This is a genomic window from Neisseria leonii (genome assembly GCF_028776105.2).
Taxonomy (GTDB): Bacteria; Pseudomonadota; Gammaproteobacteria; order Burkholderiales; family Neisseriaceae; genus Neisseria; species Neisseria leonii.
In genome coordinates, this window is sequence record NZ_CP145606.1 from 930,982 (window position 1) to 949,299 (window position 18,318).

The following is an 18,318-nucleotide window of genomic DNA, read 5'->3' on the forward strand; positions in this document are numbered from 1 at the left end:
CCGTTCAGGCCGTCTGAAAATCCGCCTGTTAAAACCAGCCGGACACACCGAACACCAGCGTGGACACCACCGCCATCACCAAGCCCACCGCACTTTCATACGGCATCAGTTTCAGCCGTTCGCGCACCGCCATACCCACACTGCCGCCTGTGGCATGGAAAAACGAACCGTGCGGCATATGGTCGAACACCGTCGCGCCCGCATGTATCATCGCCGCACCGGCCAGCGCGGCCACCCCCAATTCGGCCAGCGTCCCGCCGAACGCCCCCGAAGCCACCACCGTACCGGCCGTGGTCGAAGCCGTCGCCAGAGACATCAGCGCACCCGACACCGGTGCCAGCACATAAGGCGGCAGACCCGATGCGGCCAGAGCATCAATCAGCAGCGTTTTCAGCCCCGAATTGGCGATCACACCCGCCAGCGCACCCGTCCCCAGCAGCATGACCGCCACCGGCATCATTTTGGCCAAACCGCCTGCCGCATATACTCCGCTGCGGCGGATTTTCCCCATCAGCAGCGCACCGGCCAAGCCGCCCGCAGGCAGCGCAACCAGCGGGTCGATACTGATGCCCGCCAACGGCCGCAAAGCCAGCAGTGCAACCGCCGTCAGCGGGCCGGCCGCAGCCGCCCAGAACGGGGGCATTTCATGCGCGGGTAAGCCCGCCGGTATCTCTGCCGCATCCACGCGGCTGCCTTTGGCCGCCAGCCGTTTGGCCAGAAAACAGGTGGCCGCCGCACCGAAAACGGCCGGCACGATGCCCGCGGCCATCAGCGAAGTCAGCGGCACACCGAACGCATCAGCCGCCGCAATCGCGTTCGGATTGGGCGACATCAGATTGCCCGCCTTGCCGCCGCCGATCATCGCCAGCAGCACCGCCGGTTTGGACAAACCGGTCTGCTGCGCCAGCACCAGCGCAATCGGTGCGACCGTAATCACCGCCACATCAACAAATACGCCTGCCGCCGTCAGCACCAGCGTGGCCAGGCACAAGGCCGCCAAAGCACGGTGTCCGCCCAGCTTCGCCACCACGGTTTGCGCCACCACGGCCGCCGCACCCGACTCAATCAGCACACCCGCCAGCACACCCGCCGCCAAAATGCGCATCACGGCCGTGGTAATTCCCTGCGCACCGCCGATCATCAGCGCCACCGTTTCGCCCAAACCCGCACCGCCGATGATGCCGCCGGCCAAAGCGCCCGCCATCATGCCGTAGGCAGGCGGCACTTTGCGCAAAATCAGTACCACCGCCACCGTCAACGCAACCAATGCGCCCAAAGTCGTTACCGCCGTCATCGCGCCTCCTCCTGAAAAAACTTGAATGATTGAATCCCGACTTCCGTTTCCACACCTCAGCCGGGCCGCAGCGGCCGTCTGAAAATCCGCCATATTCAATCAGCCTCCAACCCGCCGCGCCGCCGTCCATGCTCATCAAAAATAAAACGGATACCGAACGGGTCTGAGGCCGTCTGAAAACAGACTTCCGCCGATACCGTTTTTCAGACGGCCCGATATATGACAGGCTCGAAGGAACGGAACAAAACTTCACCGTATCTTTGATCCACAGCCATGATGATTTGCACCGACCCGATCCGCGTTCCTTGATTTAACATCCGTCAACATCAAAGGAACCCGACTATGTCTGACTTAATATCGGCCTGACTCCCGAATCCGGCACCGCCGTTTTTCAGGCCGCCGTTTTTTTCAGACGGCCTTCAAGCGTGCCGTATCTGCCAGCACTGATGAATCTTTTTATTGCGGAAATCTTCCGGTACCGAATGGCGGGAAATATCGCACACCCGATAACGCGCCGCCAACCCGGTATCCAGCGTAAACGAGCGCAGGTTGTTGGAAAAATACAGCACGCCGTCGGGCGACAGCAGGCGCATCGCACCGTCCACCAGCGTCTGCTGGTCGCGCTGTATGTCCAGAATATCGCGCATTTTTTTGCTGTTGGAAAAACTCGGCGGATCCATCACCACCAAATCAAACTGCCTGCCCGCCGCAGCCGCATCGCGCAGATATTGGAAGACATCGGCGCGGACAATCCGGTGCCGTTCTCGGTCGATGCCGTTCAAATCGAAATTGCGCGCCGTCCAGTCCAGATAAGTATTCGACAAATCCACGGTTTCGCTCTCCGCCGCCCCGCCCGTGGCGGCATACACGCTGAAACTGCCCGTATAGGCAAACAGATTGAGAAAACGCTTGCCCGCCGCAATTTCGCCCACTGCCTTGCGCGTGGGACGGTGGTCGAGAAACAGGCCGGTATCGAGATATTTGTCGAGATTCACCCAAAAACGGCGGCCGTGTTCGTGTACGACAAAATCTTCGCCCGCCAAACCGGTTTTTTCATACTGTTCCCGTCCCTTCTGCCGCTCGCGCCGTTTCAGTCGGATGTGCGCGGGGGCAAAGCCGGTAACGAACGATACCGCCTCCACCGCGCCCGCCAGCCACGCTTCGTGTTCCGCAGGCGGCAGCAGCCAGCCGGTGTCGTATTCCTGCAAATGGATACGCTCTCCGTACATATCCACAGCAAAAGGAAACTGCGGCACATCGCGGTCGTACAGCCGCCACGCTTCGATTTGGTTGCGGCGCGCCCATTTCATCAGGTGTTTGATGTTTTTGCCCAATCGGTTGGCAAAAGGAGAAAAATCGGTCATAGAGACAAGACGGAGGCCGTCTGAAAATCACAGGTTGGACACGGGGCTTATTTTACCCGAATTTGCTTGACCGCCCGCAAGAAAATCCCCATAATCCGCCGCTTGATTCTGTCAATGAAGCCATCGCCAGTCAGCCTAAATGCCGTTCTGCCCGATTTCAGACGGCCTTTTCTCCGTAGTTTCCATTTGTTTGCCGCCAAACAAATCGCAAGTTGCAGGTTGCCGCCGATGTCAACCACAGGCTTTGCCTGCGGCAACCGTAATCCGGACGCAATAGCGGCTATTGCCCCTCGATTCCCCATGCTTCATGGCCGCCCGCCTGCCGGGCGGAACGCGTTGTCGTCCCCGAAGAAAAACACGCATGAGCATTCATTTTTCCGACCTGATTTCCGATAAAAACATTCTGTCCGCCCTCAAAAACGAAGGCTATGACACGCCCACGCCGATTCAGGCGCAGGCACTGCCCGCCGCACTGGCCGGACACGATATTATGGCCTCTGCGCAAACCGGTTCGGGCAAAACCGCCGCATTCCTGCTGCCCACGCTGCAAAAACTGACCCGCCGCAGCGAAAAAAGCGGCAAAGGGCCGCGCGCACTGGTGCTGACCCCCACCCGCGAACTGGCCGCACAAGTAGAGAAAAACGCACAGGCCTACGCCAAAAACATGAAATGGTTCCGCACCGTCAGCATCGTCGGCGGCGCATCGTTCGGCTTCCAGACCCGCGCGCTGTCCAAACCCGTCGATCTGGTGGTCGCCACGCCCGGCCGTCTGATGGACTTGATGCGCAGCGGCAAAGTCGATTTCAACCGCCTGGAAGTGCTGATTCTCGACGAAGCCGACCGTATGCTCGACATGGGCTTTATCGACGACATCGAAACCATCGTTGCCGCCACGCCCGCCGACCGCCAAACCCTGCTGTTTTCCGCCACATGGGACGGCGCAGTCGGCAAACTGGCCAAAAAACTCACCGACAATCCCGAAATCATCGAAATCGAACGGGTAGACGACCAAGGCAAAATCGAAGAACAGCTTTTATACTGCGACGATATGCGGCATAAAAACCGCCTGCTCGACCATATCCTGCGCGATGCCAATATCGATCAGGCCGTGATTTTCACGTCCACCAAAGCCATGACCGAAGTCATCGCCGACGATCTGTACGAAAAAGGCTTTGCCGCCAACTGCCTGCACGGCGACATGCCGCAGGGCTGGCGCAACCGCACGCTGACGGATCTGCGCAAAGGCCGCTGCAAAATCCTCGTCGCCACCGATGTGGCCGCGCGCGGCATCGACGTGCCGACCATCACCCACGTCATCAATTACGACCTGCCCAAACAGGCCGAAGACTATGTCCACCGCATCGGCCGTACCGGCCGTGCCGGCCGCACCGGCATTGCGCTGACGTTCGCCGAAGTCAATGAATATGTCAAAGTCCACAAAATCGAGAAATTCATCGGCCGCAAAATTCCCGAAGTCAGCATCGAAGGACTGGAACCCACCCGCAAACGCAGCAAAAACGGCACAGCCGCCAAAGGCCGCCGCCAAAACGGCCATTGGGGCGGCAAAGGCGGTTTCGACAAAGACAAAAAACGGGGCGGCAGAAAAGATGCTGCCAAACGCGAAAACACGTTCGGCAGCAAAGACGGCTTCAAACCGCGCGGCAAAGGCTTTGCCAAAGACGGGGTGAAAAACAAAACGCGCAGCCGCTGAACGGCATCATGCAGCAAAAAGGCCGTCTGAAAATCGGCTTTTCAGACGGCCTTATTATTACGGGCTTCATCCATTTTAATGAATCACCGTACAGGCTGCCCCTCATGCCGGTACGGTGTCAGACCGAGCCGGCATTCTGATACAGACTGAACAGCGGTACGCCCGCTTCACGGATACGCTGCCCGCCCGGCAGGTCGGTAAATTCGAGAAACGCACAGGCTTCGACAATCTCGCCGCCCAGTTTGCGCAACAACTCGACACCGGCCAGCATCGTACCGCCCGTGGCGACCAAATCGTCCACCAGCACCACTTTCGCCCCCTCGTGCACCGCATCGGTATGGATTTCCACCGTCGCCTCGCCGTATTCCAAAGCATAACTCTGCGACAGCGTATCGAACGGCAGCTTGCCCTTTTTCCGAATCGGCACAAAACCCACATTCAGCTGATAAGCCAGTGCCGCACCGATAATAAACCCGCGTGCGTCCAAGCCCGCCACCACATCGATTTTTCGGTTCATATAGCGGTACACCAGCAGATCCACCAGCAGGCGGAAATACTGCGGACTTTGCAGCACCGGCGTAATATCGTGAAACAGAATACCCTCTTTCGGCCAATGCGGAATCTTGCGCACCTTCTCCGCCAAATTCGCCACACCCATCGCTTCGGGATGAATCAACATACTTTTTTCCTTCCGTAAACGGCAGCAAGGCCGTCTGAACATACAGTCAAAACCGTCGGTGCCGATTGTAACAAAATTTACACCGTAATTGTCGGCGGCGCGCGCGCTGCGTTATAATCGGCACTTTGAACCGACAACACCACACCGCCCACCATGCAGCCCGGAAACCTCTTCATCATCTCGGCCGCCTCCGGCACCGGCAAAACCACGCTCGTTTCCCGACTGCTGGCGGCACACCCCGAAATCCGCGTCTCCGTATCGCACACCACCCGCGCCCCGCGCAGCGGCGAAGAACACGGCAAACACTATTTCTTTACCGACACCGAAAACTTCAAACGCCTGATTGCCGAAAACGCCTTTCTCGAATACGCCGAAGTCTTCGGCAACTACTACGGCACAGGTACCGCAAACGTCGAACAGTTGCAGCGGCAGGGATATGACGTTATTCTCGAAATCGACGTACAGGGTGCCGAACAGGTGCGCCGCATCCTGCCCGAGGCCGCCAGCATCTTCATTCTGCCGCCCGACATGGATACACTGGCACAACGCCTGCGCGGGCGCGGCACCGACAGTGCAGAAGTCATCGAAAACCGCCTGAAACTCGCCCGGCACGAAATGGATCAGGCGCGCCATTTCGACTACATTGTCATCAACGACGACTTGGCACGCGCACAGGCCGACCTCTGCCACATTATCCGCAGCCGCAGACTTGCCCGCCGCAATCAGACGGCCTTTCTCGACAGCCTGCTGCAAAACACATAACGCTTGACTTTCCCGTTTATCTTGACTGAAAAGGAACCCCCATGGCACGCATCACCGTTGAAGACTGCATCAGCAAAATCCCCAACCACTTCGACCTGACCCTGACCGCCGCCCGCCGCGCGCGCCAGCTCGAAAACGGCACCCAGCCCCTGGTGGACGACATCCGCAACGACAAGCCCACCGTTACCGCCCTGCGCGAAATCGCCGCCGGCGAAATCACGGCCGACCTGCTCAACCGCAGCAAATAACCCGAAAAGGCCGTCTGAAAATGTCCGCCCCGCACGCTACCGCACCGTACGACCCGCTCACGGCAGAAGCCCGCGCCCTGCTCTTCCGCACCGCCGCCTACCTGAGTGCGGAAGACAAAACGCGGTTGGAAAAAGCGTGCGCCTATGCTTTTCACGCCCATGACGGCCAAACACGCAAAAGCGGCGAACCCTACATCACCCACCCGATAGCGGTAACCGCCGAACTGGCCAAATGGCGCATGGACATTCAAACCCTGAGCGCAGGTTTGATGCATGACGTACTGGAAGACACCGGCACCACCAAAACCGAACTGGCCGCCGAATTCGGCGACACCATCGCCGACATGGTGGACGGCCTCTCCAAACTGGAAAAACTCGAATACGGCAGCGCGGCAGAACATCAGGCCGAAAGTTTCCGCAAACTGATTCTGGCGATGACCAAAGACGTACGCGTCATTATCGTCAAACTGTCGGACCGCCTGCACAATATGCGCACCCTCGATGCCATGCGCGCCGAAAAACGCCGCCGCATCTCGCAGGAAACGCTGGAAATCTACGCACCGATTGCCAACCGCATCGGCCTGAACCACGTTTTCCGCGAATTGCAGGACCTCGCTTTCCAGAATATCCACCCCAACCGCCACCGCACGCTGCACAAAGCCATGCAGGCTTTCCGCCGCAACCGGCGCGATGTCGTCGGCAAGGTGCTCAGCGCGTTCAGCCACCGTCTGGTCAGCGCCAACATCGAAGCCGTCATCAAAGGCCGCGAAAAAAACCTTTACAGCATCTACCAGAAGATGCAGGCCAAAAAACTGCACTTTGCCGATGTGATGGACATTTACGGCTTCCGCGTCATCGTCAACAACATTCCGGCCTGTTATGCCGCGCTCGGCGCGCTGCACATGCTCTACCAGCCCAAACCCGGCAAATTCAAAGACTACATCGCCATTCCCAAATCCAACGGCTACCAAAGCCTGCACACCACACTGACCGGCCCTTACGGCCTGCCGATCGAAGTGCAGATCCGCACCCGCGAAATGGATCATGTGGCCGAAGGCGGCGTCGCCAGCCACTGGGCCTACAAGTCGGGCGACGACAAACTCGACCAAGCCACACTCAATACTAACCAATGGCTGCAAAACATTCTCGATTTGCAGGCACGCAGCACCAACGCGGTCGAATTTCTCGAACACATCAAAGTCGATCTCTTCCCCAGCGAAATTTATGTGTTCACCCCCAAAGGCAAAATCATGGTGCTGCCGAAAAACGCCACACCGATCGATTTTGCCTATACCGTGCACACCGACATCGGCAACCGTACCGTGGCCGCCAAAGTGAACAACACCATGATGCCGCTGCGTACCCGCCTGAAAACGGGCGACACGGTCGAAATCATCACCTCGGAACGCGCCCGCCCCAACGCTGCCTGGCTCAGCTTTGCCGTTTCCAGCCGTGCGCGCAGCGCCATCCGCAGCTACATCAAGAACATGAACCGCCAAGATGCCATCGAGCTGGGCGAAAACCTGCTGCAAAAAGCCCTCTCCGGCCTGCTGCCGCCCAATGTGCTGCTGTCGGAAGAATTGAAAGATGCCTATCTGGCTGATTTGAACCATAAACAGACCGACTTTGAAGAGGTGCTGTACAGTGTGGGCATGGGGCATACCCTGCCCGTATCGGTGGCCATGCAGCTGGCCGCACTGGCGGGCGAACATTTGGGCGGCGAAGTCAAACTCAGCCCGGTCAAAATCAGCGGCAACGAAACCGGCCGCGTACATCTGGGTCAATGCTGCAACCCGATTCCCGGCGACAGCATACGCGCGGTGCTGATTAAAGACCAAGGCATGATTATCCACCGCGACACCTGCGCCAACCTGCTCAAAGCCGACGACGACCAGCAGCTCGATGCCGATTGGGACGCCATCGGCGGCAACACATACCGTACCGGCCTTCTGGTCGCTTCGCAAGACGCACACGGCCTGCTGGCCGCCATGGCACAGGCCATGTCCGGCGAAGGTGCGGACATCGAAGCAGTGGAAACCCCGTCGCAAAACCAGTCGGGCAACGACGGCTTTATCGAATTCAAATTCCGCATCAAAACCAAAAACCTGAGCCAGCTCCAACGCATCATCCACGCTCTGTACCACGTGCCGAACGTGCGCCGCGTAACCCGCCTCTAAACGGCACACAGGCCGTCTGAAAACGGCCTGAAAACATCCCTGCCCTTCAAACAGCCGGCGGCGGTATCAGCCCGCGTGCCGCCAAATAGTCCGCCACCTCGCCCATCGCGGCCGACAGATGCGGCTCGTTGCGGAAACTGTGCGGCGCACCCGCAATTTTCACCAGCCGCATATCGGCATAAGCGGCCGCCACCCGATCGGAATAGCCCACAGCCACCAATTCATCGGCCGTGCCGTGCAGCAGCAGCGCCGGCTGACGGTATCCGGCCATTTTCTCCAAAACGGGCAGACCGATAATATCGGTAAAAAAACGCCGCCCCACTTCCAGCCAGCCCCGGTAATCATACCGCTCCGGCACTTCACCGGGCGATGCAAACAGCCGCCCCGCATCTTCCGGCAGAATCATGGCCGGATAAAACAGCACCAGCGCCGCCACCGCCGCACCGGGTTCCACTGCCGCCAAACCCGCCGCCAATGCCCCCATACTCGCGCCGATCAGACCGGTTTTCTCCGCATCAATCCCCGGCCAGCGGCGGACCTCCTCCAACACGGTCAATAAATCGTCCCGCTCGGTCAGCAGCGACATATCGGCAATCTCCCCCTCGCTGCGGCTTTTCAAACCGCCGCCGCGAAAATCGCACAACACCACCGCAAACCCGCGCGCCGCCAGATTTTCCGCATAGGCAATCCCCGTCCGGTGCGAAGCGCCGAATTCGTGGCCGAACACCAAAGCCGGCACGGCTGCCGTACTGCGCGGCAGATAGGCTTTCAGATAAATCCGCCCGCCCGCCGCACCGGCAAACGATTCCCGAATATCGTAACGGTAAACCATCTTCCCTCCTGTTGTCCCCGGCCGGTGAGGCCGTCTGAAAACGGTACCTGCCGCACAGGCCTGCCAGCTTACCCGTACACCGTCCGCCTGCCAAGCGCAAAACAGAACCTGAAAGCTAAAAACGGCAGCGCAAATTGCAGCCGCGACATTGCAGCTTTCAGACGGCCTGTTTACAATGTCGCCTTCATGCAAACCTGTGTCCCGTACCTTTTATGAACCAATCCGCCCTGCCGATGCTGGCCTCTGTCGATCTCGGCTCCAACAGCTTCCGCCTGCAAATCTGCCAGAACCTCAACGGCCAGCCGCAAGTGGTCGATTCCATTAAAGAAATGGTACGCCTGGCTGCCGGACTGGACGAGCAGAAAAATCTCGACGAAGCCTCCCAGCAGCGCGCATTGGCCTGCCTGTCGCAATTTGGCGAACGCCTGCGCGGCTTTTCTCCCGACCAAGTACGCGCCGTCGCCACTAACACTTTCCGCGTCGCCCAAAACATCGGCAGCTTTCTGCCCAAAGCCGAAGCGGCACTGGGTTTCCCGATTGAAATTGTGGCCGGACGCGAAGAGGCGCGGCTGATTTACACCGGCGTGGTACACACACTGCCGCCCAACGGGCGCAATATGCTGGTCGTCGATATCGGCGGCGGCTCCACCGAATTTATCATCGGTTCCCAGTTGCAGCCGCTGCATACCGAAAGCCTGCCCTTAGGCTGCGTAACGTACAGCCTGGCCTTTTTCCGCCACAATAAAATCCAGACTCAGGATTTTCAGACGGCCATTACCGCCGCGCGCGCCGAAATCCAGCGCATCAGCAAAATGTACAAACGCACGGGCTGGGAATTTGCCGTCGGCACCTCGGGGTCGGCCAAAGCCATACGCGATGTACTGGCGGCCGAAGCGGGCAATCTGGAAGAATCCATCACCTACGCCGGCATGAAAAAGCTGGCCGGACGCATCGCTGCGGCAGGCAGCACCAAAAAAGCCCGCCTCGAAGGGCTGAAAGCCGAGCGCACCGAAGTCTTTGCCGGCGGACTGGCGGTGATGATGGCCGTTTTTGAAGAACTGGAAGTCGAATCGATGATTATCACCGATGCCGCCCTGCGCGACGGTGTGTTTTACGACTTAATCGGCCGCCAGCTCAATGAAGACCTGCGCGAGCAGACCGTGGCGCAGTTTCAAAAACGCTACCATGTCTCGCTCAGTCAGGCACAGCGGGTGGGCGAAACCGCGCGGCTGTTTTTCGACAGCCTCAGCCGGAACGCAGATGCCCCGACCCGCCAATACTGGCACCACTATATCCGCTGGGCGGCGGCACTGCACGAAATCGGCACCGACATCGCCTATACCGCCTACCACAAACACACCGCCTACATCCTGGAACAGGCCGATATGCCCGGTTTTTCGCGCAAAGACCAGCAGCTGCTCTCCATACTGACGCTCGGCCAGCGCGGCGACGTGCGCAAGCTGTTGGAGCCGGTCGGCGGCAACCGCCTGATGTGGCTGGCACTGTTCTCCCTGCGGCTGGCCGTTTTGTTCTGCCGTGCGCGCCTGCCGCTATCTCTGCCCGCCGATACCCGCCTGCACTATGAGGCGAAAGATGCCAATCTGGTACTGCAAATCAGCGGCCGCTGGCTGGAAGAAAACCCCCTGACTGCCGGTGCTTTGGCACAGGAAATCGGTCTGTGGGACAAAATCGGCACTCGTTTCGTCATCTCCGCCCAATAACCTGCCGCCCCATGAACACACGCACCGACCAACTGCCGCAGCACGAGCTGCAAATGACGGTTTTAATGACCCCCGACATGGCCAACTTCAACGGCAATGTACACGGCGGCGACTTGCTCAAACTGCTAGACCAAGTCGCCTATGCCTGCGCCAGCCGTTACAGCGGCCATTACTGCGTTACCCTGTCGGTCGATCAGGTAACGTTCAAAGAACCGATTTATGTCGGCGAGCTGGTTACTTTTCTGGCCAGCGTCAATCTGGTCGGCCGTACTTCGATGGAAATCGGCATCCGCGTGGAAGCGCACAATATCCGCGAGCGCACCGTGCGCCACACCAATTCCTGCTATTTCACCATGGTGGCCGTGGAAAACGGCCGTCCCGCACCCGTGCCGCCGCTGCCCGCCGGCAACGAACTGCAACGCTGCCGCCGGCAGGCGGCCGAGCAGCGCAAAGCCCAACGCTTAAACCGGCAGCAGGCCGGCTGCACCGAATGTTGAACCCTTGTGCCGCACCGCGCCTCTGTTCAGACGGCCTGCCGCACCGTTATTTTTAGGAATCCGCCATGTTTACCGGCATCGTACAGGGCACGGGCGAAATCACCGCCGTTACCGAAGAAACGAATTTCCGCACCCACACCGTGCGCCTGCCCGCCCATATGGCGGGCAACCTGCAAACCGGCGCATCGGTCGCCCACAACGGCTGCTGTCTGACCGTTACCGCCGTCCGGGGCTGCGAAGCCACATTCGACCTGATGCGCGAAACGCTGGAAAAAACCAACTTAGGCCGTCTGAAAACCGGCGATGCCGTCAATCTGGAACGCGCCGCCCGCTTCGGCGACGAAATCGGCGGCCACGTCATGAGCGGCCACATCATCGCCACCACCGCCATCACCCGCATCGAACAGTCCGGCCGCAACCGCACCGTCTGGTTTGCCCTGCCGCCCGGGCTGTCGCCCTATATCCTCACCAAAGGCTTTATCGGTCTGGACGGATGCAGCCTGACCGTAGGCGAAGTGGAAGCAAACGCATTCTGTGTCCACCTCATTCCCGAAACCCTGTCCGCCACCCTCTTCGGCCGCCGCCGGCCAGGCGACCTCATCAACGTCGAAATCGACGCGCAAACCCAAGCCGTTGTCGATACCGTTACCCGCATACTGGCACAATCAAACGGCCGCAACACCTGATTCAGACGGCCTGAAACACCAACAAGGAACCCACCATGCCCATCGCCCCCATTACCGACATCATCGCCGACATCAAAGCCGGCAAAATGGTCATCATCACCGATGCCGAAGACCGCGAAAACGAAGGCGACTTGGTGATGGCCGCCCAATTCGTTACCCCGCAGGCCATCAACTTTATGATCAAACACGCCCGCGGCCTGGTTTGCCTGCCGATGAACGACGAATTGGTGGACCGGCTGCAACTGCCGCAGATGACGCAGAAAAACGGCGCGCAATACGGCACCAACTTCACCGTTTCCATCGAAGCGGCACACGGTATTTCCACCGGCATTTCCGCCGCCGACCGCGCGCTGACCATTCAGACGGCCGTCTCGCCCGCCGTGAAACCCGAAGACATCGTCCAGCCCGGCCATATCTTCCCCTTACGCGCACAAAAAGGCGGCGTACTCGTGCGCGCAGGGCACACCGAAGCCGCCGTTGATTTGGCGCAGATGGCCGGTTTGTCGGGCGCGGGCGTCATCTGCGAAATCCTCAACGACGACGGCACGATGGCGCGTATGCCCGAATTGATGAAATTTGCCGAAGAACACGGCCTGAAAATCGGTACCATCGCCGACTTAATCGAATACCGCAGCCGCACCGAAAGCCTGCTCGAAGAAATGGGCGACACCGCCGTCCAAACGCCGTGGGGCGGATTCCGCCAACACGTTTATGTAGACAAACTGACCGGCGAAACCCACCTGGCCCTGGTCAAAGGCACCATTTCGCCCGATAAAGAAACCTTGGTGCGCGTACACGAACCGTTTTCCGTCATGGACTTTATTCAGGCCGACCCCAACCACTCATGGCCGCTGCCCGCCGCCCTTGCCCATATCCAACAGGCCGACAGCGGCGTGCTGATTCTGCTGCACCGCACCGAAGACGGCAGTGCGCTGCTCGAACGCACCCTGCCGAAAAACAGTTTCCAAGTGAAAAAATGGGACCGCAAAACCTACGGCATCGGCGCGCAGATTCTGGCCGGACTGGGCGTGCAGAAAATGCGCGTGATGGGCAAACCCTCGGCCATGAACGGACTGACCGGCTTCGGCCTGGAAGTGGCGGGCTTCGACGAAGCTCCCGCCTGAGTACTGCCCGAACCGGCCATACCGTCGCCACCCTGACAACTCGCGGACGGCTCCATCACCACCCACACCCGCCAAGCGGATACGGAAGACAAAAAATGCGTTTGCACACAGGTTCCATCATTATCTTAATCTGCGGTCTGGCCGCGCTGATTCCCGGCCTGATGACTCTGCTCGGCTTCGGCGAACAGATACATGCCCTGCTCGACGAACCCATTGCCGCCGTCGCCCTGCTGGCCATCGGCGTTTCCTGCCTGTCGGCCGCCCTCTTCCCGCTGGCCGCCACCTATCTGACCCGCAGGGAGCAAGGCAAAAAAACCTTCGACGATTAAATCCGCCCCTAACCTGGCCGTCTGAAACCGCAAAATGGTATTTCAGACGGCCTGTAAAACAGCACACCGTACCGGACGGCTCCGAACAGCTTGTCCTGTACGGTTGCTTAGTATTTGACTGAAGATAAAATCTGTTTGCGGCTTGACTTCTGCCAAACAGCCGACTGCCTTGAACAGGTAATACCGCCCTACTGTTTATCGGTACAGACGGTATTTTGCTTGTACCATATCAGCTTGTGTACCGGGTCAGCGTTTCATCACCGCTGCCACATCATCAAAGACTTTTTTTGCCTCTAGCGTAAAAGTCGCCGCCATAAAGACATGGAAGGCTTTTTCAAAAATGTGCAGCTTGTGCGGCGTGTTGGTCATGGAGAGCTTTTCGGCGAGTTTTTGCACATCGGGATACAAAATATCATAAGTGCCTTGATAGATATGCAAAGGCGGCAAATCGTTCAAGTGGTCAAAAATCGGGCTGACGAACGGGTCGCTAACCGCTCGGCTGCCTGCCCAAGCTTGTCCGCACCAAGCCAGACCATCTTTGGCAAGCATCGGGTCGTGCGGAGCGACTTCGGAGATATTTGGATTATCGAGCGTCCAATTAAGGGCGGGGGAGAATAAGAAAACCGCTTTGGGCAAAGGCTTGTTTTGATTACGCAAAGCGATGGCAAGCACCAATGACAGGTTGCCACCTGCCGAGTCGCCAGCGACAAAGACCTCGTCAGTTTGCTGTGCGTACAAGTCCAGCAAAATCAGCAATTCGCTGTCAATCGTGGCATAAGGGGCGAGGCGGTAAATCGGTACAACGACACGGCAGCCTGTGCGTTTGATGATGGCGTGGATAATATGCCAGTGTGCTGATACCAAGTCATGAACAAAAGCACCGCCGTGGATATAAATCAGTGTCTGCGTTGGTTGGCTATTTTTTGGGCAGAGGGTAATGACTTGCCGCTCTTGGAAATATTCCACGCTAACATCACAGCTTTTCTTGATGCCGTCTGAAATGTCAGCACGGGGCGCGGCAAAGCGGATATCTTCTTGAATGGATTGTACCGATTCAAAGGCGTTGGGCTTTAAGGCGAGCAGTTTGCGTAGAGCGTCTTGGATTAAGGACATAATAACATCTTGTTTTATAAAATTAAATAAATTATAGCATAATTAAAGAAGAGGGTGGGCAAGCGGCAAAACGGCGGATTTGTCTCAGAGAATGTGAACCGTGCCGGATTGAATATTCTGTTCTCTTTTGCCGCTGCCAATCCATGAAAAAATACATACGGGCCTGAAAGCGGTATACCGCCTTCCGGCATGCACCAATCGGCAGAACCAACCACCTGTCATCCAATATTCACCGGAACGTTATTTTACCGTCATCATGTCCTGCTACGCTTTCTAGGTTTCCAACCGATACCATCAAACCATGAACAAACAACTGATCGGCTTCTTGGCCGTCCTGCCTGCCTTGGCCTCCGCCCAGGCCACCCTGACCGCTTTCGCCAAACTGCCGGTCGAAACCTATGCCGCCGGGCCCGCCTCCGGTGCGGCCGTCAAAGGTGCCAACGGCATCCACCCGCCCTTCAAAGCCCAACCCGTACAGGGCTTTTCCGGCGCACTGAAAAACCGAGACGGCAGCTACACCGTCTTGGCCGACAACGGCTTCGGCGCGCAGGACAACTCGGCCGATTTCCTGCTGCGCCTCTACCGCATCCGTCCAGAATGGCGCACCGCCGCAGGCGGCAGCGGCACGGTCGGCATACTCGGTTTCACCGCCCTGCGCGACCCCGGCAAACTGATCGGCTTTAACATCGTCAATCAGCATACGCCCGACCGCCTGCTGACCGGTGCCGATTTCGACCCCGAATCCGTCCAGCGTGCGCCCGACGGCAGCTACTGGATAGGAGAAGAATTCGGCCCGTTCCTGCTCCATTTCAGTTCGGACGGCATTTTGCTCGACGCCCCTTTCCCCCTGCCTGATCCCGCCGCACCCGGCCGTATGCTGCATTCGCCGCAAAACCGCACGGCCGGTACGGCAGGCCCGGCCAAAGTACAGCAAAGCGGCGGTTTCGAGGGGATGGCGATTTCGCCCGACGGCCGCTATCTCTACCCCATGCTGGAAAAACCGCTGGCCGGTGCTGCGGCAAGGCAGCTGCTGATTTTCCAGTTCGACTTGAAGAAAAAAGCCTATACCGGCCGCCATTTCCTGTTCGACCTCGACCCCGAAGCCACCGCCATCGGCGACTTCCAAATGCTCACTGCGCAAACCGGCCTGCTGATCGAGCGCGACGACCGGCAGAACCGCCCCGATGCACACAAGAAACTGGTGCGCATCACCCTAGGCGAAAGCGGCCAAACCGTCAAACGCGAAACCGTGGCCGATTTGATGAATATCCGCAATCCGCATCTGCTCTACGGCAAGCCGCGCAGCGGCGACACCGGTACCGGCAAAACATTCAGTTTCCCGTTTTTCACCATCGAAAATATTGTTGTCGAAAGCTCTGATACCGTTACCGTACTCAATGACAACAACTTTCCTTTCTCCAACGGCCGCAATGCCAAATTGGCCGACGACAACGAAATCATCCGCCTGAGACTGCCCAAACGGCTGTACTGAAACCGCTGAAACAGGCAACAGTCCCGTATATCGGCCGATATACGGGACTGTTTTCTTTCTGTTTGACGGCCCGCAGGCAAGACCCTCATTCCGCAGAGGAGTCATCCCAACCGTCCGGCAAAACCTATTCTGCCGGACTGCCGCCCAAAGCCTGCTGTTCTGCCAACAGCAAGGCACGGGCGGCCTGCGCATATTCCCTGCGTCCTCCGGCAGGCGGAACCGGCGGCAGAAAATGTAGCTCGGCCCTCATACCGTGCCGGCTACAAATGGTTTTAATGGACTGCCAAAGACTGGTATCGCCGCAATAGGCGGCGGCAGGATTGGGACTGCCGTCGGGATTCGGATAACGGCAGAGGACAGGCACCACAGGCGTACCGCTGTCGAGTGCCGCCTGAAAAAAACTGCTTTTAAACGGCAGAATCGTCCGCCCTTCGGAACTGGTCCCCTCGGGAAACAGGGTAACCGTTGCCCCGCCTGCCAGCGCATCGGTTACGGCCCGGACTTTGGCACTGTTGCCGCTGTCTTTGCTGCGGGCGACATAAACGGTTTGCGCCTGAGTCGCCAGATAACCGATCAGCGGCCAGCGCGCCACATCGTCTTTGGCCACAAAACGGTTGGGCAGTACGGCATTGACGGCCATAATGTCGAGCCAGGAAATATGGTTGCAGACCAGCAGCTGCCCGCGCAGTTCAGGAACGCGGCCATAGACATTCAGTGTGATGCCGCAGGCGGCCAGTACGCGGCGCGACCAGATTTGAATCGCACGCAGCTTGCGCGGCGGCGTGTAGAACGGAAACAGGAAAAACATTTCGGCCGTGCCGTAAATCAGGCAGGCGGCAATGCGCAACAGACGGAAAAACAGGCGTAATCGGGTCATAAATTCAACAAGGCAGGCCGTCTGAAAACCGGCAGAATCCGTTTTCAGACGGCCTTCACGGTAACATTCGGCAAAGATGGTCAGACATCGGGGGCGAAACGCTGCAAATAGCGGTCGCTCAGGCGGGAAATATCCATCATAATCAGAATATCGGCACAATTGAACGCTTCGTCCACACAAGGCTCGCCGCAAAACCACGCTCCCGCTTTGAGATAACCTTTAATCAGCGCGGGACACTCGGGCTTTTCCACCGGCACGAGCGACTTCCAATTCATCGGATTGAGCGGTTTGACATGCCATTGCGGCGGCGCAAGGTATTTCTGTTTCAAAACATGATACAGCCCTGCCGCCTCATGGCCGCCGTCGGCAGTACTGATGCTGCCGCAGCCGATCATAAAGCGCAGCCCGTTCTGTTTCATAAACTTCATCAAACCCGTCCACAACAGCATAATCAGACCGCCGTTGCGGTAATCGGGGTGGATACAGGCACGGCCGAGCTCCACCGTATCGGGCAGAATGGCAGCCAGCGGCGAGAGGTCGAACTCGCTTTCGCTGTACCACGAACCGACCGCCCGCGCCCCTGCCGCCGTCAGCAGACGGTAGCAGCCGACCACCCTGCCCGTGGCCTCGTCAAAAGCCAGCAGATGATCGCAATATTCATCGTAGCGGTCAATATCGCGCCCGTCACTGCCCTGAATATCGGCACCGAGTTCCTGGGCAAAAACGCGGTAGCGCAACTGCTGCGCGGCAGCCACCTCCTCGGGCGTTTCGGCCAGCCGCACCTTAAAACCGATCTGCGGCTGCGCGGTATTGAAATGCACAGGTTCGCTCATCATGTCGCTCCCATCAGGCAGACAGCCTTTCGGCAACAGGCCGTCTGAAATCATCACACATTCCGCCGACACGGCGGAACAGCACAACTGCGTTAACGATATATCAACTTAATGTGTCAAACCGATGACACCCGCCGCCCCTTCCCAGCGCAAAAAACCCCGGCATCTTAGCACAACCGTTTTTCTTCAACGTTTTTTTACGTTGGCCGGAACCGGCCTTGACACGCTCGGCCTCGCCCGCATCGATCAGCTTTTTATCGTCAAAGTTGCGCACAGTCGCCAGAGCCTTTTTGGCTGCCGCCGCGTCTTCAATCCCCTCGAACGCTTTCAGACGGCTTTCCGCCGCATCCTTGGCTTCCCGGTGCCGCTTCGCTTCCGCGTTCAGGCTGCCGATTTTCTCCATCGCCGCTGCCGCATCAAACGGCACTTCCTTGCCGTCTTCATGCACATACACGGGCTTGCCGTCATGCAGCACCGCATAACCGTTTTCGTCCAATTTCAGTTTCATTCCGATACTCCGTAAAAAAAGCGGCTTCCGCCGCAACACGCCGCCGCTTTTCCAAACGGCAGGCAGAAAAT

The 18,318-nt window shown here is 58.4% G+C and carries 18 protein-coding genes; 10 read left to right on the plus strand and 8 right to left on the minus strand.

The features are described from left to right. Positions 1 to 28: 28 nt before the first annotated feature. Together ORY85_RS04525 and ORY85_RS04530 are read right to left on the minus strand one after the other, a co-directional pair. On the minus strand, positions 29 to 1,294 hold the full coding sequence (locus ORY85_RS04525; RefSeq protein ID WP_274571150.1) for a GntP family permease: 1,266 nt from the start codon (positions 1,292 to 1,294) through the stop codon (positions 29 to 31). A 419-nt stretch (positions 1,295 to 1,713) separates the two neighbouring features. Beyond that, positions 1,714 to 2,658, minus strand: coding sequence for a class I SAM-dependent methyltransferase (locus ORY85_RS04530; RefSeq protein WP_274571149.1), 945 nt, complete (start codon positions 2,656 to 2,658; stop codon positions 1,714 to 1,716). Positions 2,659 to 3,019: 361 nt separating this feature from the next. Between ORY85_RS04530 and ORY85_RS04535 the strand changes: the two genes are divergently transcribed. After that, positions 3,020 to 4,369, plus strand: coding sequence for a DEAD/DEAH box helicase (locus tag ORY85_RS04535; protein WP_274571147.1), 1,350 nt, complete (start codon positions 3,020 to 3,022; stop codon positions 4,367 to 4,369). A gap of 118 nt (positions 4,370 to 4,487) precedes the next feature. On the opposite strand, the gene ORY85_RS04540 is transcribed toward ORY85_RS04535, so the two are convergent. Further along, entirely contained in the window at positions 4,488 to 5,048 is a 561-nt protein-coding gene (locus tag ORY85_RS04540; RefSeq protein ID WP_274571146.1) for an adenine phosphoribosyltransferase, read from the minus strand. A gap of 153 nt (positions 5,049 to 5,201) precedes the next feature. Between ORY85_RS04540 and gmk the strand changes: the two genes are divergently transcribed. Genes gmk through ORY85_RS04555 form a run of 3 tightly spaced genes read left to right on the plus strand, consistent with a single transcriptional unit; the run spans position 5,202 to position 8,235 of the window. After that, positions 5,202 to 5,810 (plus strand): guanylate kinase, encoded by a 609-nt coding sequence (gene gmk, locus ORY85_RS04545; protein WP_274571145.1) that lies wholly within the window; start codon positions 5,202 to 5,204, stop codon positions 5,808 to 5,810. 41 nt (positions 5,811 to 5,851) lie between these two features. Next, positions 5,852 to 6,058: a DNA-directed RNA polymerase subunit omega gene (gene rpoZ / locus ORY85_RS04550; protein ID WP_274571144.1), complete on the plus strand. Its 207-nt coding sequence runs from the start codon at positions 5,852 to 5,854 to the stop codon at positions 6,056 to 6,058. Between the two features lie 20 nt (positions 6,059 to 6,078). Continuing rightward, on the plus strand, positions 6,079 to 8,235 hold the full coding sequence (locus ORY85_RS04555; protein ID WP_274571143.1) for a bifunctional (p)ppGpp synthetase/guanosine-3',5'-bis(diphosphate) 3'-pyrophosphohydrolase: 2,157 nt from the start codon (positions 6,079 to 6,081) through the stop codon (positions 8,233 to 8,235). 46 nt (positions 8,236 to 8,281) lie between these two features. Here ORY85_RS04555 and ORY85_RS04560 read toward each other — a convergent pair whose 3' ends face one another. Continuing rightward, complete coding sequence (locus ORY85_RS04560) at positions 8,282 to 9,067, minus strand: alpha/beta hydrolase (RefSeq protein ID WP_274571142.1); 786 nt, start codon at positions 9,065 to 9,067, stop codon at positions 8,282 to 8,284. Positions 9,068 to 9,279: 212 nt separating this feature from the next. Between ORY85_RS04560 and ppx the strand changes: the two genes are divergently transcribed. From ppx to ORY85_RS04585, 5 genes are all read left to right on the plus strand, one after another. Beyond that, complete coding sequence (gene ppx / locus ORY85_RS04565) at positions 9,280 to 10,788, plus strand: exopolyphosphatase (RefSeq protein WP_274571141.1); 1,509 nt, start codon at positions 9,280 to 9,282, stop codon at positions 10,786 to 10,788. Between the two features lie 11 nt (positions 10,789 to 10,799). Next, the gene (locus ORY85_RS04570; protein WP_274571140.1) at positions 10,800 to 11,285 is read left to right on the plus strand and encodes an acyl-CoA thioesterase; all 486 of its coding nucleotides are present in this window, start codon (positions 10,800 to 10,802) and stop codon (positions 11,283 to 11,285) included. A 65-nt stretch (positions 11,286 to 11,350) separates the two neighbouring features. Then, positions 11,351 to 11,971, plus strand: a complete 621-nt coding sequence (locus ORY85_RS04575) for a riboflavin synthase subunit alpha (RefSeq protein WP_274571139.1) — start codon at positions 11,351 to 11,353, stop codon at positions 11,969 to 11,971. A 35-nt stretch (positions 11,972 to 12,006) separates the two neighbouring features. After that, the gene (ribBA, locus tag ORY85_RS04580; RefSeq protein WP_274571138.1) at positions 12,007 to 13,095 is read left to right on the plus strand and encodes a bifunctional 3,4-dihydroxy-2-butanone-4-phosphate synthase/GTP cyclohydrolase II; all 1,089 of its coding nucleotides are present in this window, start codon (positions 12,007 to 12,009) and stop codon (positions 13,093 to 13,095) included. A gap of 95 nt (positions 13,096 to 13,190) precedes the next feature. Then, complete coding sequence (locus tag ORY85_RS04585; protein ID WP_274571137.1) at positions 13,191 to 13,424, plus strand: hypothetical protein; 234 nt, start codon at positions 13,191 to 13,193, stop codon at positions 13,422 to 13,424. A gap of 246 nt (positions 13,425 to 13,670) precedes the next feature. On the opposite strand, the gene ORY85_RS04590 is transcribed toward ORY85_RS04585, so the two are convergent. After that, positions 13,671 to 14,537: an alpha/beta hydrolase fold domain-containing protein gene (locus ORY85_RS04590; RefSeq protein ID WP_274571136.1), complete on the minus strand. Its 867-nt coding sequence runs from the start codon at positions 14,535 to 14,537 to the stop codon at positions 13,671 to 13,673. A 301-nt stretch (positions 14,538 to 14,838) separates the two neighbouring features. Here ORY85_RS04590 and ORY85_RS04595 point away from each other — a divergent pair, with 301 nt between their 5' ends. Beyond that, entirely contained in the window at positions 14,839 to 16,029 is a 1,191-nt protein-coding gene (locus tag ORY85_RS04595; protein WP_274571135.1) for an esterase-like activity of phytase family protein, read from the plus strand. Between the two features lie 124 nt (positions 16,030 to 16,153). On the opposite strand, the gene ORY85_RS04600 is transcribed toward ORY85_RS04595, so the two are convergent. The 3 genes from ORY85_RS04600 to ORY85_RS04610 all read right to left on the minus strand — a co-directional run bounded on the left by ORY85_RS04600 (position 16,154) and on the right by ORY85_RS04610 (position 18,247). Beyond that, positions 16,154 to 16,906, minus strand: a complete 753-nt coding sequence (locus ORY85_RS04600; RefSeq protein ID WP_274571134.1) for a 1-acyl-sn-glycerol-3-phosphate acyltransferase — start codon at positions 16,904 to 16,906, stop codon at positions 16,154 to 16,156. 80 nt (positions 16,907 to 16,986) lie between these two features. Next, entirely contained in the window at positions 16,987 to 17,739 is a 753-nt protein-coding gene (locus ORY85_RS04605) for a GNAT family N-acetyltransferase (RefSeq protein WP_274571319.1), read from the minus strand. A gap of 103 nt (positions 17,740 to 17,842) precedes the next feature. Then, entirely contained in the window at positions 17,843 to 18,247 is a 405-nt protein-coding gene (locus ORY85_RS04610; RefSeq protein WP_274571133.1) for a hypothetical protein, read from the minus strand. Positions 18,248 to 18,318: the final 71 nt, after the last annotated feature.